This window comes from Pirellulales bacterium (assembly GCA_036490175.1).
Lineage (GTDB): Bacteria > Planctomycetota > Planctomycetia > Pirellulales > JACPPG01 > JACPPG01.
Window position 1 is genome coordinate 1 of the sequence record DASXEJ010000379.1, and the last position, 20,178, is coordinate 20,178.

The window sequence follows — 20,178 nt, forward strand, 5'->3', positions numbered from 1 at the left end:
GCCCGCAGCTTTGAGCGCTCTCATTGGTCACGAACTGTCAGGTGGCCGCAAAGGACGTGCCGAACCTGCTGGGGCATCGTTACGGAAGCGCAATGCTCGAAGTCCTCCGTGCAAGCGCGGCAGAAGTCGCCGATATCACCCAGCTTCGGACGCTTGCTCCCGAGGTCTGCTCCAGTGCGGCTTGGTCGAAAGTCCGGCGGATTTGCATGAACTGGCGCCGCACTTAGATTCAGTGGCATTCCGATTGCTTCGTTAAATGCAGAGATTCGACGACTGGGAATGACGGGTCTATCCTCGCTCGCCTCAGGGTCAAGTTGCGCGATTCGGAGCCATCTAGTACGGCGGACGTTCACACTGTTTCACATTTCCTCTGATTCTTTGGTGCGGAGCGCCTGGCTGCCGGCTGGCTAGGCCCGCACCGAGGACGAGAATTGCTTTTCGATGCTCATATCCTAAAGCGAATTTGATTTCAGGAAGGTAAGACAATGATCATGGAATTATTGCCTGCAGATGTGCACAACCAACGCACCATTAGTCAGGGCCATCCGCCGAACTGGAGGAACCCACCCGGTGGCGACTACGATCTCGTGGTCATCGGCGGTGGTCCAGCGGGGCTCGTCGCCGCACAAGTAGCAGCAGCGGACGGCCACCACGTCGCCATGACGGAGACGCGCTTGACTGGTGGAACATGTGTCAACTTCGGCTGTACGCCCAGCAAGGCATTGATCCGCTGTGCACGCGCCGCCCACGAGGCCGGACGGGGCGCCGATTTCGGCTTCGGGCTCAGTTCAGCCCCGCACGTGGATTTCGCCAAGGTCATGGAACGCGTCCGCCGCATCCGATCCATGAGCAGCGCTGGGGACGCGGTCCAGGTGTTAGTGGATGCCGGGGTAGATGTCTACTTAGGCCAAACTGCATTTATCAAACCGAACGCCGTAGCGGTGGATGGTCATGAGCTGCGTTTCAAGAAGGCGGTGATTGCGACCGGCGCCCGTCCCGTACCGCCGGCCATCGAGGGACTTAAAGACGGCGAGTATCTAACCAACGAAACGGTGTTCTCGCTAACCAAGCTGCCCCAGAAGCTGGTGGTGTTGGGTGGCGGACCGATGGGCAGTGAATTGGCCCAGGCTTTTCGCCGGCTCGGTGCTGACGTAGAACTGGTGCAGTCTGGGAGCAGTCTGCTGCCGAAAGACGAGCCGGAAGCGGGAGAAGTGCTGCGCCGCCAATTCGAGCGCGATGGCATCGGACTGCATTTCGAATTCAGGGCAGTTCGGGCGGAAAATGGACGGCTGACGATAAAGCGTAAGACCGAAACGCGGGAGCTTGAATATGACAAGCTTCTGCTGAGCATTGGTCGCAAGGCCAACGTCGACAATTTGGGCCTGGAGGCGGCAAACATACGAGTCAAAGACGGTGCCGTCGAGGTCGACGGGAGTTTGCGGACGAGCAACCCAGACGTTTACGCCGCTGGCGATGTGGCGTTCCCGGAAAAGTACACGCACGCCGCGATGGCGACGGCGCGCTTGTGCGTGGCCAACGCCCTTAATGGAGCGAACCGATTGACACGAGAGTTGGTCATCCCGCACTGCACGTACACCGATCCCGAGGTGGCCAGCGTGGGCTTGACCCCGGTTCGAGCGGTCGAGGAGGGCATCTCCCTGGAGACCCACCGCCTGGAGCTTGCCAAAGTGGAACGGGCCTTTATCGATGGTGAGGAAGAGGGGTTCGCAGCGCTCTACACGCGCAAAGGGAGCGGCGAGATCGTCGGCGCAACCCTGGTGGCTGCGCATGCAGGGGAGATGATCAGCGAGTTGACGCTGGCTATCACGAACAAGCTGACGATGAAGGCACTAGCGGAGACGGTACACTGCTATCCAACCCAGGCAGAGGTGTTTCAAAGAATCGCGCTGTCGTATAAGCCAGAAAAGCTGATGTCCGGACGCCCGAAAGATGCTGTCCATTCCAGTTCCGTCTGAGGCAGGACATGTGGAGTCGCGGTCGGAGATGAAGCAGTTACGACGAGCACCTCTTCAGTGTTGAGTAGCGCCCACTCTCACAAACTCTCGGCAACCACTCTCGCCGATTTCTGCTCGAAACCGTCCTTTCCAGGGAGGGGCAGGTCAGTGTGCTACAAACGTGCAGTGTAGCAAAGTGTAGTTAATCCTTAGCAGACGGTCTGACTTTCCTGCAATCCACCGTGATTCGAAGAATACCGCAAATCTAGCCGAAAAGCGTCAATTCACCGGCACTTGTCCATATCAGGTCTGGCGCACTCATACTTGTTATCCGCCAGGATGACCAGCACATTCGGCTTTCCGGGCACCGCGGCGTAGGCAACGGGCGAAAGCAGGCACACGACTCCAAAAGTGACCAGGCAGCCTCGGATCATGGGAGTGCTCCCGTATAGATACGGAAAATGTGTCATGTCGCAGGTCGGTTGCTTCACGCGCATTCAAGATAACCGATCACGTGCATGGCTACGGTAGCCCCCAGCCGTGAGCAAACGCCTTGCTCTACTTAACCGACGAATCCCCAATAAGTTTCGCTGAAACCGCTCCTCCTCGCGGGATCGCCACAACATGCTTTCACGCGTCGTGCTTGGAGTGCGCCGGCGCTTTGGATCGCAGCCAGCTTGTTTCACACATTCGCTGGCATCAGTCAAACGAAGGTCCTCGGCGCCGTGGCGTAGACGGGATGATTTCAGACGATCGCAACCGAATAACAGAGCCATTCTGGGTAAGAATCGCTTGACTTCACGTTCTGTCCTGGCCAGACTTACGGCCGCAGGCGCTTGTAGGGGGCTCGCACGGCCCTGATGGGCAGGCCCCGCAACACATACCGATTGGAAGTTGCGGCACAAACGTTCTTCCTGCATTGGGCAGACGGCTAATGCACAGAGTTTCTTGATTCGAGCGTAGCGTAGTTGCCAACAGGCATTTGGCCCGGGGCTAACTGACGCATCATCTCGCGCTCGCTTGCGCGGCGTCTCTTTCCGCAGGCAGTCTTGCCGAAAATCGCCGAGCGTTCTGATCCTCGCTACGTACGTCCAGGTTTTCCGCGCCATGGCGATCTCGTAGGCCAGTCCGTGCGAGTCGCAATCGTACTCACAACAAAGCGCGCACCACATCTATTGAACAATCACTCAAGAGAAACAGGTATGCCAAGCATCACGATCCGAAGCGTCTCTGTGTCGTCGGTCGATACCGCCGTATCCGAGCGGGGACCCTGGGAACGCATTGTTTTCTCGATCGTCCTGAGCGTGCTTGCGGTCTGGGCAAGACCCGCAGCCGCTGCGGAAATCCTTGTCACCGAGTTTGACAACGAAACTGTCGACGTATTCACGACCGAAGGAGCCAGGGTGAATTACCCATTGATTTCAGGCGTGACAACGCCGACCGGTATCGCCGCGTCTGGAACAAATCTATTTGTCGCCAGATATAACGATAACGGCAATGGAAGTATCGCCAGCTACAACGCATCGGGGGTGCTCCAGAACAAGCTCCTTATCCCCGTGTTGGCCTTTCCGACGAGCGTGGCGGTGTCGGGGTCGGATCTTTTCGTCGCGACCGAGGGGCGTGCGGGGATTAGCACCGGTACGGTGGGCGAATACACCACCGCAGGCGGCTTTGTGCATTCGGGGCTTATTCGGGGTTTGGTCAACCCAGTGGGTATTGTGGTTTCGGGCACGAATCTGTTCGTCGTCAGCGCAGGCAACGGTGCGAACGGAAACGGAACAGTTGGTGAATACACCACCGCCGGAGTGCCGATCAACGCCTCGCTGATCACGGGGTTGAACGACCCAGGCGGTATCGCCCTGTCCGGAGGTAATCTGTTCGTCACGAATATTGCCACCGGAACGGTTGGCGAATACACGACCTCCGGAGTGCCGATAAACGCCTCGTTGATCACGGGGATGGACAGCCCTGGTGGAATCGCGGTGTATGGATCGAATTTGTTTATCACGAACGAGTACATCGGAACGGTCGCCGAATATACAACCGCGGGAACGCTCGTGAACCCGGCGCTGATCTCGGGTTTGATGTATCCGAGAGGAATCGCCATCGTGCCCGAACCCGCCACCGGCACGTTGCTGGCGATGGGCGCCGCCGTGTTGCTCGCGCTCGGCTACGGTTACAGAAAATCGCCTTCGGCCACAAAGCGGCGCCATGGCTGGATGAGGAGCATGGCCAACCGCATGAAGGTCTCGCTGGTCGGACTCGCGTTTGCTGGTCTGGCACTGGGCAAGTCGCGTTGCGCATGGAGAGTAAGCCAAGTGCTCCGTCAAATCCAAATGTTCGGGTGTCATATTCACGCTTGCGTGAGCACGCTCCGTCTGTACGTACGTATTCTCAGGATGATTCGGCATGGCCACGACGAGCGTGGCCATGGCACCCCAACCCGAAATTTAAGCGCTGGCAGAGCACTTGGCGCACCGTGCAGGAACCTGGCCACGAGCATTTTCGCGGCGGCTGCAATGGTGATGTGCGCGCTGACCTTGAACGTGCGAGCGACCGATCTGAGTAACTCCTTGGCCCTGACATACACGGATGGCCAAGGGCACTCCATGCAATACCGCCTATTTCTGCCCGCCGGCTACGGCACCCCAGGGGCCGAATTCCCGCTGGTGCTATTCCTGCACGGCTCGGGCGAAAGTGGCACCGACAACCTCGCGCAGGTAGACAATCATATCGACGGTTTGATCGACGCCACGCGCAGCGGACCCTACTCGGCCTTCTTGCTGGCCCCACAGCTGCCGACCTCGTCGGGATTCGGCTCGTACAACCCCCAGGATTTGACAATGCAAATCCTGCAACAGGTCGAGGCGGCATACCCCGTGGAAACCAATCGGATGTACATCACGGGGCTTTCCATGGGAGGTTTCGGCACGTTCGAGTACATCAGCGAATTTCCCCACATGTTCGCAGCGGCTGTTCCCCTGTCCGGTGGCGGAGACAGCAGCCCCGAAAATGCCGCACTGACCAAGGATGTCCCAACCTGGATATTCCATGGCGACGCGGATACGACCGTTCCGGTGGCGGACTCGATCGAAATGTACCAGTCGCTTGTGAACGCGGGCGGCCATCCAAAGATCACCATCATTCCTGGCGGACCGCACGACATTTGGGAGCAGATCTACGGCGATGCGACAGCGAACCAGTACGGCGTTTATCCCTGGATGTTTTCCCAGTCGATTCCAGAACCTTCGTCGTTAGCACTAGTCGTGGCGGGAGTCATCGCCCTGGCTGTAAGCAAAGGACGTAAGTGCTGGCGCAGACGCTGAGGTGCCGGAACTGCACACAAGATTCGAGATCTATTACGTTGACGGCTCTGCAGACTGGGCGCCCTGATCGCGGAGCCAGCTAATGACATTTTCCTGGCGAGTCCCGTGTCCGCCGGCCGCGTCCAGGGGAGTTCCCTTGGCGTAGTCGGGGACCCAATTCAGGTCGGCACCGCTGTTGAGCAGCAACTCCGCCGTTCGGCGCTGGCCGGCGGCGCATGCGTGCCAGAAGGCCTTCGACATTGCTTCAGTTTCGGCGCCGCCGGATCGACCACCGAGCAGTTCCTTTAGGCGGTCGAGCATGCCGAGGGCAGCCGCATGCCACAGCTTGTCTACCTTGGCACCTCGCCGTACGAGCAGGCGAGCGACGTGCCAGCAGCCATAGCCAATGGCGTTGTCGAGCGGGGTGCCGATGGATCCATCGGGCACCTCTACGTCAGCACCGCCGTCGATCAGCGCTGCGGCCACATCGACGTCGTCGGAACTGGCGGCCCAATGTAGCGGCGTCTCAGATCCAGGCTGGTCGGGATCTCGGACGTTCGGGTCCGCGCCCGCCTCGATGAGTATGCGCACGATTTCGGGACCGTTCGGAAAGTAACCAGGCCAGTCGGCAACTACGTGCAGCGGCGTGCGTCCCTTAGCGATACCGCCGAGCCTCGACGAGGCGAGGCCCGGATTGGCCGAGAGAAGCCGCCCCAATGCGGCAACATCGCCGGATCGAATCGCAGCAGTCGTGGCAAGGGATTCGTTTTCGGTCGGCATTGGACACCTCCGCTTCGCATCAGCGGCTGCGAGCCGTACGCTCGCGGAGCCTGGCCACCGGCCGAGACCATCATCACCGATGAATCGACTCGACGTACTTCTTTAAGCCATGCAGGATAGCTTGCCAGCCGTCACGCTGTTGTTCGATGGAATGCGGGGGCTCCGCGTCAAATGTCTCGCGCACCGAGACGCCATCGGGACCCGTGGAAAGCTCGACAATTAGCACCGGTCTCCGCAGGCGCTTTCAATCAAATGGTTCTCGACGACTTTCGTATACGTTCCAGCAAAATCAAAGCCCATGCTGCCATTGTATGAGCTTTATTTTTGCGCCTATTGAGTGATAAGCCCTGCCCGGCAACGACTACGTCATCCATTTTCGTCCAATTTTACCAATCCGACGGGAACTCGCGTTCTAGGCCGGCGCGGCGGAATTTGAGGCAGAGAATCCGCCTCGGAATCCACGGCAATGCTGCGATGAGTCAAATCGGCACATTTGCCATAAGCCCTAGTATCTGTGGGATTTGAAACCACTTGGTTGCCAAGTCCAAATTCAAGGAGTAAGCATACGGTAGCGATTCGTAGGCGTCGCGGCCGGATTAGAAGCATTCCGTCCCTGGCGTGTGCTACGGTTTCGTAGCTTGGAACTGTTTCGATTGGCTGCGACGGGCGTTTTGGCGGACGCTCGTCGTCGTTCGGGTAATCGCGAATCTTGCTATGGCTAGCACCGCCAACGTCCTGCACGCTCCACAGTCGGCGTGCTACCGATCCGTCTGGGGATGCCCGACTCGAGCCGCGTGTCGCACGAACCGCGACGCGGCAAAGGGTGCAACCATATTCGTCAGTTGCTCAGACGGCTGCATCTCTCAGCATCCTTCCAAGGACTCAAGCCTTCGATGCGTAATAGCTGCACAAGCACGCACGCCCAGGTGTGTTTGATGGCCGCTTCGTTGCGGTAATCGCAGAGAGACCAAGGTAACTTCTTATTTTCCAAAGGACATTTCCATGAACAAGCAAAGTTTGCTCGGCGGATGCGCCCTGGTGTTGTTGGCAGCCGCTCCGTTGTTTGCCCAAAACTCGGTCCGGTCGGCCGGCGAGAAGATTTCGGGCGCCGCCTATCGCGAGTACTCGGCGCAAGCCTACGGTAACTCGGCCTACACGAATGCCGCCGCGCTTGACCAGTACGCCCGCAGCTATTCGTATATTCCTGCCGAGACCGCGCAGGAGCACGTGGGCGAAGTGAATCGCAATGTCACGTCGGCGAAGAAGGAACTTTCGAAGCTGGACGCCAAGGCCAAAAACAACAAGGTTCTGGCCAAGCACCTGGAGACGATTCACGGTCATTACAACAAGGCGCTTGAGCACGCCAACGCGGTTGGCAAAGAGGCCGATAAAAACGACAAAGCTGACGCCTCGAAGTTGACCACCTCGACCAAGGGGATGACCGATTCGCTCAAGGCGGCCGAGGCCGAGCACAAGAAGCTCAGCGAGCACCTGAAGAGCACCGACGCCAAGTAGTTCGGCGCGCCGGACGATGAAACCGCTGGCTGCAGGGCGTGCGTCGAACCGCAATCGGTTAATGACCGAGCGTTTCAAGCAATCGTTCTGCCCACGATTCTTGCGTGATATAAGGCCTGGCCGTCGAAAGTGATTTCGGCGGCCAGGCTTTTTTTGTTCGTGGACTTTTAGGGCCGGCCTGGCGTAAAGAGATCGGACGTAAGAACCCGGCTCGATCTCGAAAGCGAGCGCGACAGACGCCAGGCGGCGGTTCGTCGCGATGCACTGGCTCGCTCGTGGCCTTACTTACGGCGGTGCGCCGCGCGACCGAAAAATAGCAGCCCGATAGCAGCCAGTATCGCCATTGACAGGGTGGCGGGCTCGGGCACGTTTAGTGCGAAGACCATGCCGCTAAAGGCCGAGAAATTCGTGGGACCCAACAAGCTATTGCCCATTGGCACCAGGGGGCCATTCACTTGATAGCCGATGTTAAGAGCCGGATCGACGTCTTTGAAGTCCAGCACTTGTTGAAAGCCAGACCCGTCGGGATTGATCGAGAATATCTGGTCGTCAAAGGTGCTAATACTCGTGGCACTGCCAAATAACTTGCCGTCGAACGAGGTCACGCCGAATCCGGGCTCGAATGCTCCGGGGGCGAAGGAGTGCAACGTCTGAAAGTTGCTGCCGTCGAGGCTCATGGAGAAGATCGAGGCGTTAGGCCCGGCCAGGGCCGGATTGCTCGGCGTCGGCGTCGTTCCATAGATCGTAGAGCCAATTACGGTGAGTTGCGACGAGGCCGTTGCGCCTGGCAGGGCGTGCAACGTCTGGATGCCTGTGCCGTCGAGATTGATCGAGTAAATCGTGCCCGCTTCGTTGTTGAAGTTCGTCCCGGTTTCGCCGATGCCGTACAGCTTTGATCCGATGAGGGTCAATTGACTGCCACCGGAGTTGCTCGCATCGAAGGAGTACAGCGATTGATAGCCGGTCCCGTCGAGGTTCATGGAAAATACGGTCCCCCGATCGTTTGCTCCGTCGCTGCTCGTTGTGCCATAGAGCTTCGAGCCGACCAACGTGACGGGCGAGCTGCCGTCAAGGCCCGCGTACGTATGCAGCGGCTGCAGATCGGAGCCGTCGAGATTCAATGAGAAGATCGTAGGGGAGCCGGAGTAGACACCGTCTTGGCCAACGGTGGTGCCGTACAGTTTTGATCCGTCCGAGACTAATCCGCCGATCGACGACGAGCCGCCGGTGTCACTGACCTTGGCCAGAACTTGAAATCCGGACCCGTTCTGGTTCATGGAATAAATGACGCCGCGCATCCCCGGACCATCGAGCCCGGTGGTGCCGTAGATCTTGCCGCCAACAACGGTGAGCGGCTGCGGCCCGTCCCCTTCAGTCGAAATATCGAAATTATGAAGGTTCGCGATCGTAACTTGCGCCTGCGCGGCAGTTGTGCAGAGAAAAAGGAGCGCCGAGATGAACATCCCAATAACGATGCGACCAAACGCCGCCTGCCCGCTGGATGTACGCTGCATACGATCTTTTCCAAGTGGTTTGATCAATGGTGCAGAAAAGTCGACAACGCCCCGATGCTGACGGATGGCCTTGCCCGAAGAACTGCCCCGTGCATTTGGCACACATTCAGAATCAGTAGCCCAAGAGCCGATCGTACCTCAGTTGCATGACGAGTTTAGGCAATGCCTGCGGGCAAGTCAATTTAATTCAGATCGATCCAGGACGGCGACAAGTCGTTAGTGCGCTAATGCCGTCGACGAGGTCGATTGGCGCCACGGCGACCACTACCTGACACTGGGCTATCAAATCGACATCGGCTGCAAACGGGTGCTGTGGAACGGTCGCGAGCGGAGCGTAGATTTCCTGCAACGCGGCCAGGCGATTTTTGCTGGACGCACGCCACGCACGAGCTGATCGTATGGCTTCTGAACGGCGCAAGATATTCGTCGCAGACCATCAGGCAGGCACAGACGAGCATCTGGCGTTTATCGCTGGCAAGACAGGCCGTTCAAGAATTGCCTCCTTCCGGATAATATGACTCGTGCGAACGACAATGGATTCGTCGCCATCGACGCTAGACTCTTGTCCATCGGGAGGTTGTATTTCCGCCGAGAACTATTTTGACCGATTCTATCGCTGGCTGGACTTAGAGTCGGCCGCCGAAGCGCGCGACCTGGCAGAACGCCGCCAGCTGCGCACCCGCAAGACGGCAGAGCAGGGGGGAGAGACCATTCTCGACCTCGCGATAGCCGATCATCAGACCGGTCTCGGCGGCCGGCATCTGTTCACCTTTGTCAAACGCAACCGCAGCTTGAATCTCCCCTGGAACCGCCTGCGGATCGGCTCGCCCGTTGTCGTTACTCCCCTGGAGAATTCCAACGACGCGCCGCAAAACGGTGTGGTGAGCGCCCGGAACTTCAATTCTATCCAAGTAGCGGTCGACCACTGGCTGCCGGGCAGCCATTTCGACTTGGACCTGTCGGCGGACGAAGTATCGCGCAATCGCGAGCGAGCCGCGTTACAGACGGTCGCCGCGGCACGCGGAAGATTAGGCGAGCTGCGACAGGTTACATTGGGGGATCTCGACCCCATTTACGGAAAACGCCGCCAACCGACGTTCGGCGAGGTTCGGCCGTTGCCGGCTGCCGAGGGCCTTAATCCTTCGCAGCGCGCGGCAATTGAATTCGCCCTTTCGGCTCAGGACATCGCCATCATTCATGGCCCGCCGGGCACGGGCAAGACTACGTCGGTAGCCTCTTTCATCCGCCAGGCGGTACGCCGCGGCGAGAAAGTGCTGGCCTGCGCCCCTAGCAACACCGCGGTCGACAATCTGCTCGAACGCCTGGTGGACGGTGGACAACACGTCGTACGCATCGGGCATCCCGCGCGCGTCAAAGATGTGTTACGCGACCATACGCTCGATGCCTTGGTCGAATCGCATGACAACATGCGCGTCGTGAAAGAACTATTGCGCGAGGCCGAGGAGCTGTATCGCAAGGCCGACCGATACACGCGGGCCAGGCCAGCGCCGGGATTCAAACAAGACCTGCGGCGCGAGGCACGGCAGCTCAAGGCCGACTCGCGCCAATTGGAACGACAGGCGATCGATCATGTGTTGGATCGCGCGGATGTAATCTGTGCCACAACGTCGATCGACGATGCCGTGCTGGGCGATCGCACGTTCGATTGGGTCGTGATCGACGAGGCTTGCCAGTGTACGGAATCGGCCTGCTGGGTCCCGATCCTGCGCGGACATCGGATCCTGCTGGCAGGGGACCATTGCCAGCTTCCCCCGACAGTGGTCTCGAAGGAGGCCGCCGGCGAGGGCTACGCGCGCAGCCTGCTCGAGCGGCTGGTCGACACTTATGGCGACATGATCACCCGCCAGCTCGACGTGCAGTATCGTATGCACGAGGCAATTATGCGGTTTTCATCTGCGCGGTTTTACCAGGACTCTTTGCAGGCTGATGCGGCGGTGCGCGCCCATCTTTTATCGGACTTGCCCTACGTGGCGTCCTCGACGTTGACCGATGAACCACTCACGTACATTGACACGGCCGGCGCGAATTACGACGAGGAGCAAGAGCCCGACGGCACCAGCAGGCGCAATCCGGCGGAAGGTCGTCTGGTGCTGGAAAAAGTCCGCCAGCTTATCGAGTCCGGCTTGCCCGCCAACGACATCGCAGTGATTGTCCCGTATGCCGCGCAGGTCCGTTGGCTGCGCGAACATGCCCCGGACCGGGAGTTGGAAATCGACACAGTCGACGGTTTTCAGGGACGGGAAAAGGAGGCCGTCGTCATATCTCTGGTCCGTTCGAATCGCGAGGGGGAAATTGGTTTCCTCGGCGACACCCGTCGCATGAACGTGGCCCTCACACGGGCCCGTCGCAAGCTGATCGTGATCGGAGACAGCGCGACGCTCGGTGGTCATCCCTTCTACGCGGCACTTCTGGAATACTTCGAAGCCATGAATAGTTACCACACGGTGTGGGAAGAAGCGTATTAAGCGACCGGTGCGATCGGTTTACTTTTCGACGAATGACTTGAGTCGCGCCAGCGCATCATCCCAATGTTGCGAGATGAGACTGAGCGAGTCACTGGCGTCCTGCAGTGGCTTTGGCTGCAGCTGAAACAGGCTTTCTCGTCCTTGGCGGACGCCCCGCACCAGCCCGGTACCCTGTAGTACGCGCAGATGCTTGGTGATCGCCTGCCGGGTAATAGTCGATCCTTGCGACAACTGCGTGATCGACAATGGCTTTCCGTCGCACAGCTTACCTAGCAGGGTTAGCCGTACCTCGTCGCCCAGGGCGGCAAACAGGGGCGCCTTTTTCTGGAGGCTGCGAACGGCGCTCTTAATGGTTGTGGTCGACATGATTCTTGATGTTCTCAAGCTGGATCGCCCAGCCCTGGCTGTTCATGCGGAAAGCCTCGTCCCGCCGCGCTGCCGGCAGCGAATCGAAACCCGACTCGGTAACGACCAATAGCGTACCCAAGGCGGATGGCGAAAGATGAAATTCGACGAGCGTCGGCAGCTCGTGCGAATAGTCTATCTTCGGGTCGATCGCGTAAGGGTGCCAGCGGAAAGAAAACAACCGCTCGGGCTCGATTTTCTGCACGACCACTGTCATGATCAAATGCTCGTAACCTGGGTGCAAGATTCTTCCCTGGGTCGGCTGGCCCGCGACAAATGGCCCCTCCAGGCCGACGCGAAACCAGGTACCGAACTCCTTGTAATCCGTGATCGCGCGCCAGACACGGGCGACCGGTGCGCGCAGGTCAATGCTCTTTTCAATCCGGTCCGTGTTCGATTTGCTCATGGGTAATCTCCTGACTGCAAACGCCATTACGCAACCTATTGGTTGCATATTAACGTTGCCGGCCGCAGAGTGCAACCGTTGTTTTCCGTCGCTGCTTTTGACGCGCTGGTGAGATGGGGGAGACGCCTACTGTTGCGGGTCGTGCTTTCTTGTCCTAAGAAGACTCACGACCAGGTAGCCGAGTACGACCAGGTTGACTGCAAGCACCGTAACTTTCGGCCAATTGCTGTGGACGTAGATCTCGTGAACTTCTAGCGGGATGAACAGGCCCGTGGCTATCACGATGAAATACTCTGCCCACCGCTGGCGAAAGAGCAGGCCGATGCCTTCGGTCAATCTGATGGCTGCATAGATAAACGATCCGGCACTGATCTGCTTGAGTCGATGATCATCGATGACTCCGAGCTTGCCAAGCAGCCAATGGATGTATTCATTGTGGGGATCGATGCGCAGCGCCGTGATCCATTCGGCCGCCATGCTAGCCACGTCGCGATGAAGCAACTTCAAGGCGCCAACCGCTACCACGAATATCAACAACCCCTCCAACAGCTTGAAGACCGCTATGAGCCACAACACTCGATTCGACTTTTGATCTGCCATGAGACGCAACGACCCGCAAATAGTGGTTAATCTCTGCGGATCATACCCCAGATCCGTTTGCTGCGCGACGTAGCAACCCTGCTTTGCCGTCGCGCGGGTGCCCGTTGCATTTGCGATGAGGGCTTTTCTACGGCTGTTTGTTCGTGCAAGCACTGCGCACAATCGACGATCGAAAGCACTTACTCACCATGAATTGCCTACGTTGAAAAAGAGACAGACGCATGAACCTGCTGCTATGTCTGGCATTGGCCAGCTTTGCCGCATCGGACGAAGTATCCTCGTATGAGGCGGAGCAGATATTTCCGCCTGTCGAGCCTCAGACACACGCACCAGGCATCGTCGAAACCGCCAGCGGCGAATTGATCGCCTCTTGGTACGGCGGGACCGAAGGATCAGAGTCCGACGCCGGCGTTCTCGGGGCTCGCAAGAAGAAAGGGCAGAACGCATGGGGCACGCCGTTCGTGATGGCCAACCGGCCGGGCTTTCCCGATTGCAACACCTGCATGATGATCGACGCTAAGCAACTACTATGGCTGTTCTGGCCCACGGTCATCGGCGACTCGTGGGAAAGCTGCTTGATGAATTATCGAACATCGACCGATTACAACCAGCCCGGTGCGCCCCAATGGGATCGCGAGGCGGTGATTCTGCTCAAGCCGGCCAACTTTCGCGACGAGGCGATCAAGCTATTGGGCGATCGCAAACTGAAACCGCCGCGCGGCGCCAAAGGGGGTCCCGACGAGCAACGCGCCAAGCTTGACGACACGCTCTATCAACGGCTCGGCTGGGCGCCGCGCTGCAAGCCCACGGTGCTGCCCAGCGGCCGCATCCTGTTGCCTCTGTACACCGATACGTTTGCCATCTCGATCATGGCGATCAGCGATGATGAGGGGGCAACCTGGTATGCCAGTCAGCCGCTCATCGGCTTTGGCAACATCCAGCCGACCGTGCTACGGCGCAACGATGGCGTCTTGGTGGCCTACATGCGCGAGAATGGCCCGCGCGCCTGCATTCGTGTTTCCGAATCGAAGGACGATGGCCTAACCTGGAGCCCCGTCGCAGACAGCGCGCTGCCGAACCCTGGCAGTGGGATCGACGGAGTCCGGCTGGCCAACGGCCACTGGGTCCTCGTCTACAACGACGACAAAGAGAGTCGCGCTGTCTTGGCGGTTTCGATTTCCAAAGACGAGGGACGAACGTGGAGTTCGACCCGTCATTTGGAAAAGCACGCCGAGGGCCGCTATCACTACCCGGCGATCATCCAAGGCCGCGACGGCACGATCCACGCCATCTATAGTTGCTTCATCGCGCCAGAGGTCGGTGCCGGAGCCCAGAAAAACCCGACGCTCAAAGGCATCAAACACGCCGCCTTCAACGAAGCCTGGATCCGCGCTGGCGATTAGTAGCGACATAAGCAGAATGGCGGCGCATCATTCTTTAGCGGTGCCAAGGCTGTTCAGATACTCTTCCAAGTTGGTGTAGCCGTCGTTATCGCGATCATGATTGCGATCGCTGGCATTGTTCACCGCCAGACCGTGCATCTCTTCCCACGCGTCGGGCATCCCGTCTTGGTCGGTGTCTAACGGGGCCGGCGCGCTGGCCAGCAGGGGCCAGCCACCCACCTCGTTCTGAGAATCGATCATCCGATGCGTCCGATCGCGGACGCCCGTCACCAGGCGACTGTCCGCGGCGTCCCGTTTTCTCGACGCGCCCGCCGATTGCAAGACGCGCTCAAAATCCGTAGCTGCGGGCTCGGTGCTTGGCTCCGCCATGCCCACATCGAACGGCACCGCTGCCAGGATGTTCTTCAAGGAAGTCTGCAGATAGCTTCCCTTATTCCAACGGTCGACGTCGATCGCGAGAGGATTATCCATCGAGTATGCCGGCTGCCCCTCGAAAATGTTGCCCGTTAAAAATACCCGCAAAGCACCAACGTTTTCGGTTTTTGTGGCCAGCGGATGATTGTCACGTGGAGTATTCGGCCCCGGGCGGTACAGATTATTGATCACGTTGATGCAGCAGTTGCCCAAATTCGTGGCGCCAGACAGGTTGTAGATAACGTTGTTACGAAAATCGACAATCGCGTCCGGCTTGGTTCGCGGACTCCCTCCCAGCGTCGGATGCCGCTCTCGGCTGCTGGCGAACAAGTTGTGATGCAGCGAGATGTTGTCGGTCAGATCGCGAAACGAAGCAAGCATCGCGTGCGACCCTTTCTCGTGCAGGCTTTCGTTGAGGGCTTCGGCATAGATCGACCATTGCAACGTGAAGTTGCCCCCGCGCCGCAAGTCGTGGTTACCGTCAATTCCCCATGACGCCGACAGGTGATCAAATATGACGTGGTCGATGTCCTCGGTATTCATGCAATCGGGCCCCGCCGTGGGAGGCTTGTTCTGGTCACCCAATCGAATCCGCAAGTAGCGCACGATGACGTGCGATGCATTCTTGATCCTGAACATCTGATCTTTCAGGCAAATACCGTCGCCCGGCGCGGTCTGGCCCGCAATGGTCAGAAATGACTTGTCGACCGTCAGCGGTGATTTCAGCTCGATCGTCCCCGATACGTCGAATACGATCGTCCGCGGGCCAATTGCGGTACGGATTCCCTCGCGCATGGATCCGACGCCATCGTCCTGCAGGTTAACGACATGATAGACATCACCGCCGCGCCCTCCGCGGGCGAAGCGGCCAAAACCTTCTGCCTGAGGAAAGGCCAGTTGCGCTTGCGGCGTGTTCGGGGCACCTTGCCCAGCTCGTTCAGCCGCGATAACCCATGCGGGCAGAACTGTGACCAGGAAAACTCCCGCCAATGATGGCAACTTTCGTTTCATCAGATACGATTCCTCATCCAGCTCAGGAAGCAATACTCAGGAGGCCCCGACGCCAGCGCAGCCACAGCGGCAAGCTGCAATTATCGTCCAGGTTCCCAGTCGTGTCGAGTTACGCGGGCCGCCGCCACAAGCTCAGCGTGGACGACACTCCAGGCGATCATCGCACTTTCGGGTTGGTGGGAACCGTACTTTCCACCAGTGTTTATCGGCGTGCATCGCCGATATGCCGACGTTCCAGACGGACGGCGCCAATTAGCGATGATCGCGACCGTTCGCTTCCGCGCTCTTATCGTGCGCGTTTGGTACTGCGCGTCGATTGGCGCGTCGTGCGCAACACCGCCACGCGGTTTAGCCGGCACTAGCTTTGTGACGGTAGTACGTGAATAGCGCGAATGCACCGAGCGCGGCGAGGATCAACGAGGAAGGTTCCGGAACGGGCATGCCGCTTGGCCCCGTCTGCAACCAATGCGTCGAGATCAAATTTATGTCGAGTCCATTGACGACGCCATCGTGATTGACATCGCCCGATAGATTATTCGCGCCTGAACCGGCCTTCAGCCAGTTGCTGGCCAACGCCGATAAATCCAGCCCGTTTACGATGCCGTCGTGATTCACGTCGCCGGGCAAGGTCATCGCCTGGTAGATCTCGTTCCGATATACCGACAGGTCGGCAGAGTAGGTCACATTGCCAAAGATCGACACGCCAAATGGTTGCCCGACGACACCGCTTGTCGAGAACATGACACCGGCGAGGCTCCAAGCGCCGGTCTGAGTATCTTGGTGGAATACGGCGCCGCCCGAATCCCCTGGTGATCCCTGCGCTTCGAAGCGCGTGCCAGATTGGTCGAAAGTTGTGGCAAATGCCGTTTCGGAATCCGTGCCGATTCCCTGGGGAAATTTGGCCGTGCTGATCACATTGGTTCCCCAGCGGATTTGATTCGTGGAGGCCCAAATCTCGCCGGCGTACGTCGATGGCGATGACGATGGTTGCCAACTGCTTGTCCAATATGCTGGCTGTGAATTGCTACGATTGCGGCCGTCGCCAATCATCGTCACCTGCCAGCCTACGGCAGGCGACGATGTTGTAATGTTGACGGAAGGCAAGTTCGGAGGGTTTGCAATCTGGTACACCAGCAGGTCGCTGTAGGTCGTAAAGCCGGCCCCTGGCGGATTCAGCAGTTGCACTGCCGTGCCAGCGACCTCGTTGTACGAGACATTGTTAAACAGCGTGGCACCAGCGCCCACGTGCGCGTCGGTCAACACCCAACCGTCGCCCAGATACACCGCGCTACCGCTGCCGCGAATTCCGACGTTGGCAAACCCAGGGTCGGCGGCGGGAGCCGTGGTGTTGCCGGTGCCGTTTCCCGTAGAAATGATCACCGCGTTCGCGACGCTGGTCATGGCAAGCAACAATCCACAACAAGCGGCCAGCTGCCGCCTCCGCGATGCCTGTCGTACGCGCACGGAATCGCACACCTCGCGCGACGGCGCGCGCGATGCGAACGGGAGAGATGTCTGCATGAGGACCATCCTTAGTCGCTTCTGGCCGCGACAGACGCTAGACGCCAACCGGGCCCGTGGCAAGTTCAATTAGTGCTGGCCAAGCCAGCTAGCACCGCGAACGCACCGTTTCGGGCTACGCCGGGCTATGTCATTTGCCACGGCCGACAGGCGACGGCATCAGCAACAGAGAGCCAGCGTGATACGGAATTGACGTCCAAGACTCAGCTTGGTTTCAAGACGACCACAGTAGGAAAGCCAATCGAGATCAATCGCGATGCCATCGCAGGCCGGCTTACCAAAACGACAGAATCCTGTCGCCCACTTGACGCGTAAGCATTTACTTACATATAGTGACCGCATGGTGACGACTCCTAATCGCGAACCGGACATCTTTGGGGCCATTAGCCATCCCGCGCGTCGCCAGATGCTCGATCTGCTCCTCAAGGCCGATCACTCCGTTAACGCGATTGCGGGGAATTTTCAGATGAGCCGGCCGGCCGTCTCACAACACCTTCGCATCTTGCACGATGCCGGACTTGTGACCGAGCAGCGGCATGGCCGAGAGCGGCGGTATCGCCTCGTCCCCGAACGACTGGGCCCGGTGCGCGATTGGCTCGCGCATTACGACCGTTTCTGGGACAACCGGCTCGAGCGCCTTCAGAAACTATTATCCAAAAAGAGCAAGAAATGACTGACGCCATTCGCAAAGAGATTCTGATTCCGCAGCCGCGTGAGCAGGTCTGGCAAGCAATCACAGACAGCGACTTGCTGGCCGAGTGGATGTTCCCGAATGACTTTCTGCCCCACATCGGACATCATTTCACATTTCAAGTGCCGCCAAACCCAAAAGCTCGTTTCGAAGGGCTTGTCGTAAACTGCGAGGTGCTAGCGTGCGAACCGCCCAGTCGGCTCGCGTTCTCGTGGTCTGCTGGCGGACTCGTCAACACGCAAGTGAGCTTCCGCCTCGAGCCGGAAGAGGAGGGGACGCGTATCTTCTTCGAGCACGCGGGCTTCGACATCTCGCAGCCGTGGGGCAATCAGGCACTTCGCGGCGCCGAGAGCGGTTGGACGAAGATGCTCGGACAACTTGCTGCTGTAGTCGCGGCCTTGGCAGCCGGCCGCAAATAAGAGAGCGACACACACACGTTGAACAGAGCATTACGATTAAGCGGGAGGGCGTCACGGCTCTTTGTGACACCGACCCGTTGCCGTCGGCCAGGCCGCGAACGCCGTCGCAAGCTCACCTCATCTTAGGGTTGTGATCAATGACCAGAATGAATCTCAAGGTTGACGGCTTTTTCAGAGGGCTCAAGAAGTGGCAGAAGGAATTAAAGGAACTGAGAAGGATCATTCTCGGCCACGAGCTGACCGAAGAATTGAAATGGGGCGTTCCTTGTTACACGTTGGAGAAGCGTAACGTCGTTTTAATACACGCGTTCAAGGAATACTGCGCGATTTTGTTTGTCAAAGGCGCCTTGCTAAAGGACGCCCAAGGGATCCTCATTCAGCAAACCAAGAACACGCAGGCGGCGCGCCAGATTCGGTTCACCACTGCTCAAGAGATACGGAAACTGAAATCCTCATTAAATACCTATCTACTTGCAGCAATTGCGGTGGAAAAAGCCGGTTTGAAAGTGAAGTTCAAAAAGATCACCGAGCACGCCATCCCTGATGAACTCCAGCATAAATTAGATGCCATGCCTGCCTTGAAAACTGCCTTCGGCGCGTTGACCCCGGGGCGGCAACGAGCATACCTCCTCCATGTTTCCGCAGCCAAACGATCGACCACGCGCGAGTCCAGGGTTGAGAAATGCATACCGCGCATTCTCAAGGGGAAAGGGTTGGATGATTAGAGCCCCTTTCCAAGCTCTCCGGAAGTAATTGTGCGCGTTGGTCGACCGACCCGACTGGCGCTGGCGAAAAGCGACCGACTCAAACCAAATCATCACCCGCGGCCTACTTGTTCCACCCATAGCCGGGGGATCATACGCAGAATGAATCCAGTCTTAGGGGACTTGGGAGGGATCGGGGCCAACTTCTCGTCTATGCCGCCCAAAGCGGTCGCCCCCCGGAGTACAATGGCTCCCGAGACGTCCGCGGCGATCGGTCGATCAAAACGGCACCCTTTCGGCAGGAAGAAGTCAACTTCCACGGTCGCCTGTAACTTTTCTGCGCGTCTCACGCTGTATATAGAATCGACAATGACTCATCCGAATCAAGCGGCGTCTCGACCTCATGGCCGACGTTACTCGCATTCTGACCCAGATTGAACAGGGCGACCCAAGCGCCGCCGAAGAGCTCTTGCCGCTCGTCTACGAGGAATTGCGGAAGCTGGCGGCTTCTCGGCTCACGGACGAAAGGCCGGGCCAAACCCTGCAAGCCACCGCCTTGGTTCATGAAGTGTACATCCGGCTTGTCGACACCAAGCAAACGCAGCAGTGGAACAGCCGAGGGCATTTCTTTGCGGCAGCCGCCGAGGCCATGCGAAGAATTCTGATCGAACAAGCGCGCCACAAGCGCACTACCAAAGCCGGCGGAAAAGCTCATCGCGTCGGCCTCTCCGCCATCGAAGGGGCTATTTCCGACGGCGGTGTGGACTTGCTCGCACTCAACGATGCACTCGACAAACTGGCCACCAAGGACCCTCGCAAGGCGCTACTGGTGAAGTTGCGTTTTTTTGCCGGCTTGACCATACCCGAGGCTGCCGAGTCGCTGGGAATTGCAACGTCAACCGCGGATGCGGATTGGGCTTACGCCAAGAGTTGGCTGCGAGTGGCCATGTCGGCGGACACAGAGCCAGGCGACGGCCGCTAAAAAACTCTTAAAAACCTTCGGATCTCGTCGGGTGATCCTCTCGTCTTTCTCGCACTGGTCAATAGCC

18 protein-coding genes are annotated in these 20,178 nt (G+C 58.6%); 9 read left to right on the top strand and 9 right to left on the bottom strand.

The annotated features are described in order from the left end of the window. The first annotated feature begins 485 nt into the window (after positions 1 to 485). Entirely contained in the window at positions 486 to 1,976 is a 1,491-nt protein-coding gene (locus tag VGG64_28775) for a mercuric reductase (protein HEY1603630.1), read from the top strand. A gap of 263 nt (positions 1,977 to 2,239) precedes the next feature. Here VGG64_28775 and VGG64_28780 read toward each other — a convergent pair whose 3' ends face one another. Continuing rightward, positions 2,240 to 2,389 carry a hypothetical protein gene (locus VGG64_28780; protein HEY1603631.1) on the bottom strand — a complete coding sequence of 50 codons (150 nt, stop codon included), beginning with the start codon at positions 2,387 to 2,389 and terminating at the stop codon, positions 2,240 to 2,242. A 768-nt stretch (positions 2,390 to 3,157) separates the two neighbouring features. Here VGG64_28780 and VGG64_28785 point away from each other — a divergent pair. Beyond that, positions 3,158 to 5,281, top strand: a complete 2,124-nt coding sequence (locus VGG64_28785) for an alpha/beta hydrolase-fold protein (GenBank protein ID HEY1603632.1) — start codon at positions 3,158 to 3,160, stop codon at positions 5,279 to 5,281. Between the two features lie 33 nt (positions 5,282 to 5,314). Here the strand turns inward: VGG64_28785 and VGG64_28790 are convergent, their stop codons facing one another. Both VGG64_28790 and VGG64_28795 read right to left on the bottom strand, forming a co-directional pair. After that, positions 5,315 to 6,040: an ankyrin repeat domain-containing protein gene (locus VGG64_28790; GenBank protein HEY1603633.1), complete on the bottom strand. Its 726-nt coding sequence runs from the start codon at positions 6,038 to 6,040 to the stop codon at positions 5,315 to 5,317. A gap of 73 nt (positions 6,041 to 6,113) precedes the next feature. Next, positions 6,114 to 6,266: a hypothetical protein gene (locus VGG64_28795; protein HEY1603634.1), complete on the bottom strand. Its 153-nt coding sequence runs from the start codon at positions 6,264 to 6,266 to the stop codon at positions 6,114 to 6,116. Positions 6,267 to 7,042: 776 nt separating this feature from the next. On the opposite strand from VGG64_28795, the gene VGG64_28800 reads away from it, so the two are divergent. Beyond that, positions 7,043 to 7,555, top strand: a complete 513-nt coding sequence (locus VGG64_28800; GenBank protein ID HEY1603635.1) for a hypothetical protein — start codon at positions 7,043 to 7,045, stop codon at positions 7,553 to 7,555. A 281-nt stretch (positions 7,556 to 7,836) separates the two neighbouring features. Here VGG64_28800 and VGG64_28805 read toward each other — a convergent pair whose 3' ends face one another. After that, entirely contained in the window at positions 7,837 to 9,069 is a 1,233-nt protein-coding gene (locus tag VGG64_28805; GenBank protein HEY1603636.1) for a choice-of-anchor tandem repeat GloVer-containing protein, read from the bottom strand. A gap of 521 nt (positions 9,070 to 9,590) precedes the next feature. On the opposite strand from VGG64_28805, the gene VGG64_28810 reads away from it, so the two are divergent. Next, positions 9,591 to 11,555 (top strand): AAA domain-containing protein, encoded by a 1,965-nt coding sequence (locus tag VGG64_28810; GenBank protein ID HEY1603637.1) that lies wholly within the window; start codon positions 9,591 to 9,593, stop codon positions 11,553 to 11,555. Between the two features lie 18 nt (positions 11,556 to 11,573). Here the strand turns inward: VGG64_28810 and VGG64_28815 are convergent, their stop codons facing one another. The 3 genes from VGG64_28815 to VGG64_28825 form a co-directional block, all read right to left on the bottom strand. Continuing rightward, a complete protein-coding gene (locus VGG64_28815; GenBank protein ID HEY1603638.1) occupies positions 11,574 to 11,921 on the bottom strand; it encodes a metalloregulator ArsR/SmtB family transcription factor in 348 nt (115 codons plus the stop codon). Then, positions 11,902 to 12,366 (bottom strand): SRPBCC family protein, encoded by a 465-nt coding sequence (locus VGG64_28820; GenBank protein HEY1603639.1) that lies wholly within the window; start codon positions 12,364 to 12,366, stop codon positions 11,902 to 11,904. Before VGG64_28820 ends, VGG64_28815 begins: the two co-directional genes overlap by 20 nt. A 126-nt stretch (positions 12,367 to 12,492) precedes the next feature. Next, positions 12,493 to 12,942, bottom strand: a complete 450-nt coding sequence (locus VGG64_28825; protein ID HEY1603640.1) for a DUF2127 domain-containing protein — start codon at positions 12,940 to 12,942, stop codon at positions 12,493 to 12,495. 245 nt (positions 12,943 to 13,187) lie between these two features. On the opposite strand from VGG64_28825, the gene VGG64_28830 reads away from it, so the two are divergent. Further along, positions 13,188 to 14,369: a sialidase family protein gene (locus VGG64_28830; GenBank protein ID HEY1603641.1), complete on the top strand. Its 1,182-nt coding sequence runs from the start codon at positions 13,188 to 13,190 to the stop codon at positions 14,367 to 14,369. A gap of 27 nt (positions 14,370 to 14,396) precedes the next feature. Here the strand turns inward: VGG64_28830 and VGG64_28835 are convergent, their stop codons facing one another. Beyond that, the gene (locus tag VGG64_28835) at positions 14,397 to 15,794 is read right to left on the bottom strand and encodes a hypothetical protein (GenBank protein HEY1603642.1); all 1,398 of its coding nucleotides are present in this window, start codon (positions 15,792 to 15,794) and stop codon (positions 14,397 to 14,399) included. A 348-nt stretch (positions 15,795 to 16,142) separates the two neighbouring features. After that, positions 16,143 to 17,315, bottom strand: a complete 1,173-nt coding sequence (locus VGG64_28840; GenBank protein ID HEY1603643.1) for a dockerin type I domain-containing protein — start codon at positions 17,313 to 17,315, stop codon at positions 16,143 to 16,145. A gap of 340 nt (positions 17,316 to 17,655) precedes the next feature. On the opposite strand from VGG64_28840, the gene VGG64_28845 reads away from it, so the two are divergent. From VGG64_28845 to VGG64_28860, 4 genes are all read left to right on the top strand, one after another. Next, positions 17,656 to 17,988: a metalloregulator ArsR/SmtB family transcription factor gene (locus VGG64_28845; protein ID HEY1603644.1), complete on the top strand. Its 333-nt coding sequence runs from the start codon at positions 17,656 to 17,658 to the stop codon at positions 17,986 to 17,988. Further along, on the top strand, positions 17,985 to 18,425 hold the full coding sequence (locus VGG64_28850; protein HEY1603645.1) for an SRPBCC domain-containing protein: 441 nt from the start codon (positions 17,985 to 17,987) through the stop codon (positions 18,423 to 18,425). The genes VGG64_28845 and VGG64_28850 overlap by 4 nt, the downstream gene beginning before the upstream one ends. A gap of 146 nt (positions 18,426 to 18,571) precedes the next feature. Continuing rightward, positions 18,572 to 19,150 (top strand): YdeI/OmpD-associated family protein, encoded by a 579-nt coding sequence (locus VGG64_28855; protein HEY1603646.1) that lies wholly within the window; start codon positions 18,572 to 18,574, stop codon positions 19,148 to 19,150. 382 nt (positions 19,151 to 19,532) lie between these two features. Beyond that, the gene (locus VGG64_28860) at positions 19,533 to 20,111 is read left to right on the top strand and encodes a sigma-70 family RNA polymerase sigma factor (protein HEY1603647.1); all 579 of its coding nucleotides are present in this window, start codon (positions 19,533 to 19,535) and stop codon (positions 20,109 to 20,111) included. Positions 20,112 to 20,178: the final 67 nt, after the last annotated feature.

Excerpts from the sequence above, each read along its gene's own strand:
- VGG64_28775 (HEY1603630.1), top strand. The coding sequence starts at position 486 with ATGATCATGGAATTATTGCCTGCAGATGTGCACAACCAACGCACCATT.
- VGG64_28780 (HEY1603631.1), bottom strand. The coding sequence starts at position 2,389 with ATGATCCGAGGCTGCCTGGTCACTTTTGGAGTCGTGTGCCTGCTTTCG.
- VGG64_28785 (HEY1603632.1), top strand. The coding sequence starts at position 3,158 with ATGCCAAGCATCACGATCCGAAGCGTCTCTGTGTCGTCGGTCGATACC.
- VGG64_28790 (HEY1603633.1), bottom strand. The coding sequence starts at position 6,040 with ATGCCGACCGAAAACGAATCCCTTGCCACGACTGCTGCGATTCGATCC.
- VGG64_28800 (HEY1603635.1), top strand. The coding sequence starts at position 7,043 with ATGAACAAGCAAAGTTTGCTCGGCGGATGCGCCCTGGTGTTGTTGGCA.
- VGG64_28805 (HEY1603636.1), bottom strand. The coding sequence starts at position 9,069 with ATGCAGCGTACATCCAGCGGGCAGGCGGCGTTTGGTCGCATCGTTATT.
- VGG64_28815 (HEY1603638.1), bottom strand. The coding sequence starts at position 11,921 with ATGTCGACCACAACCATTAAGAGCGCCGTTCGCAGCCTCCAGAAAAAG.
- VGG64_28820 (HEY1603639.1), bottom strand. The coding sequence starts at position 12,366 with ATGAGCAAATCGAACACGGACCGGATTGAAAAGAGCATTGACCTGCGC.
- VGG64_28830 (HEY1603641.1), top strand. The coding sequence starts at position 13,188 with ATGAACCTGCTGCTATGTCTGGCATTGGCCAGCTTTGCCGCATCGGAC.
- VGG64_28835 (HEY1603642.1), bottom strand. The coding sequence starts at position 15,794 with ATGAAACGAAAGTTGCCATCATTGGCGGGAGTTTTCCTGGTCACAGTT.
- VGG64_28840 (HEY1603643.1), bottom strand. The coding sequence starts at position 17,315 with ATGCAGACATCTCTCCCGTTCGCATCGCGCGCGCCGTCGCGCGAGGTG.
- VGG64_28845 (HEY1603644.1), top strand. The coding sequence starts at position 17,656 with ATGGTGACGACTCCTAATCGCGAACCGGACATCTTTGGGGCCATTAGC.
- VGG64_28850 (HEY1603645.1), top strand. The coding sequence starts at position 17,985 with ATGACTGACGCCATTCGCAAAGAGATTCTGATTCCGCAGCCGCGTGAG.
- VGG64_28855 (HEY1603646.1), top strand. The coding sequence starts at position 18,572 with ATGAATCTCAAGGTTGACGGCTTTTTCAGAGGGCTCAAGAAGTGGCAG.
- VGG64_28860 (HEY1603647.1), top strand. The coding sequence starts at position 19,533 with ATGGCCGACGTTACTCGCATTCTGACCCAGATTGAACAGGGCGACCCA.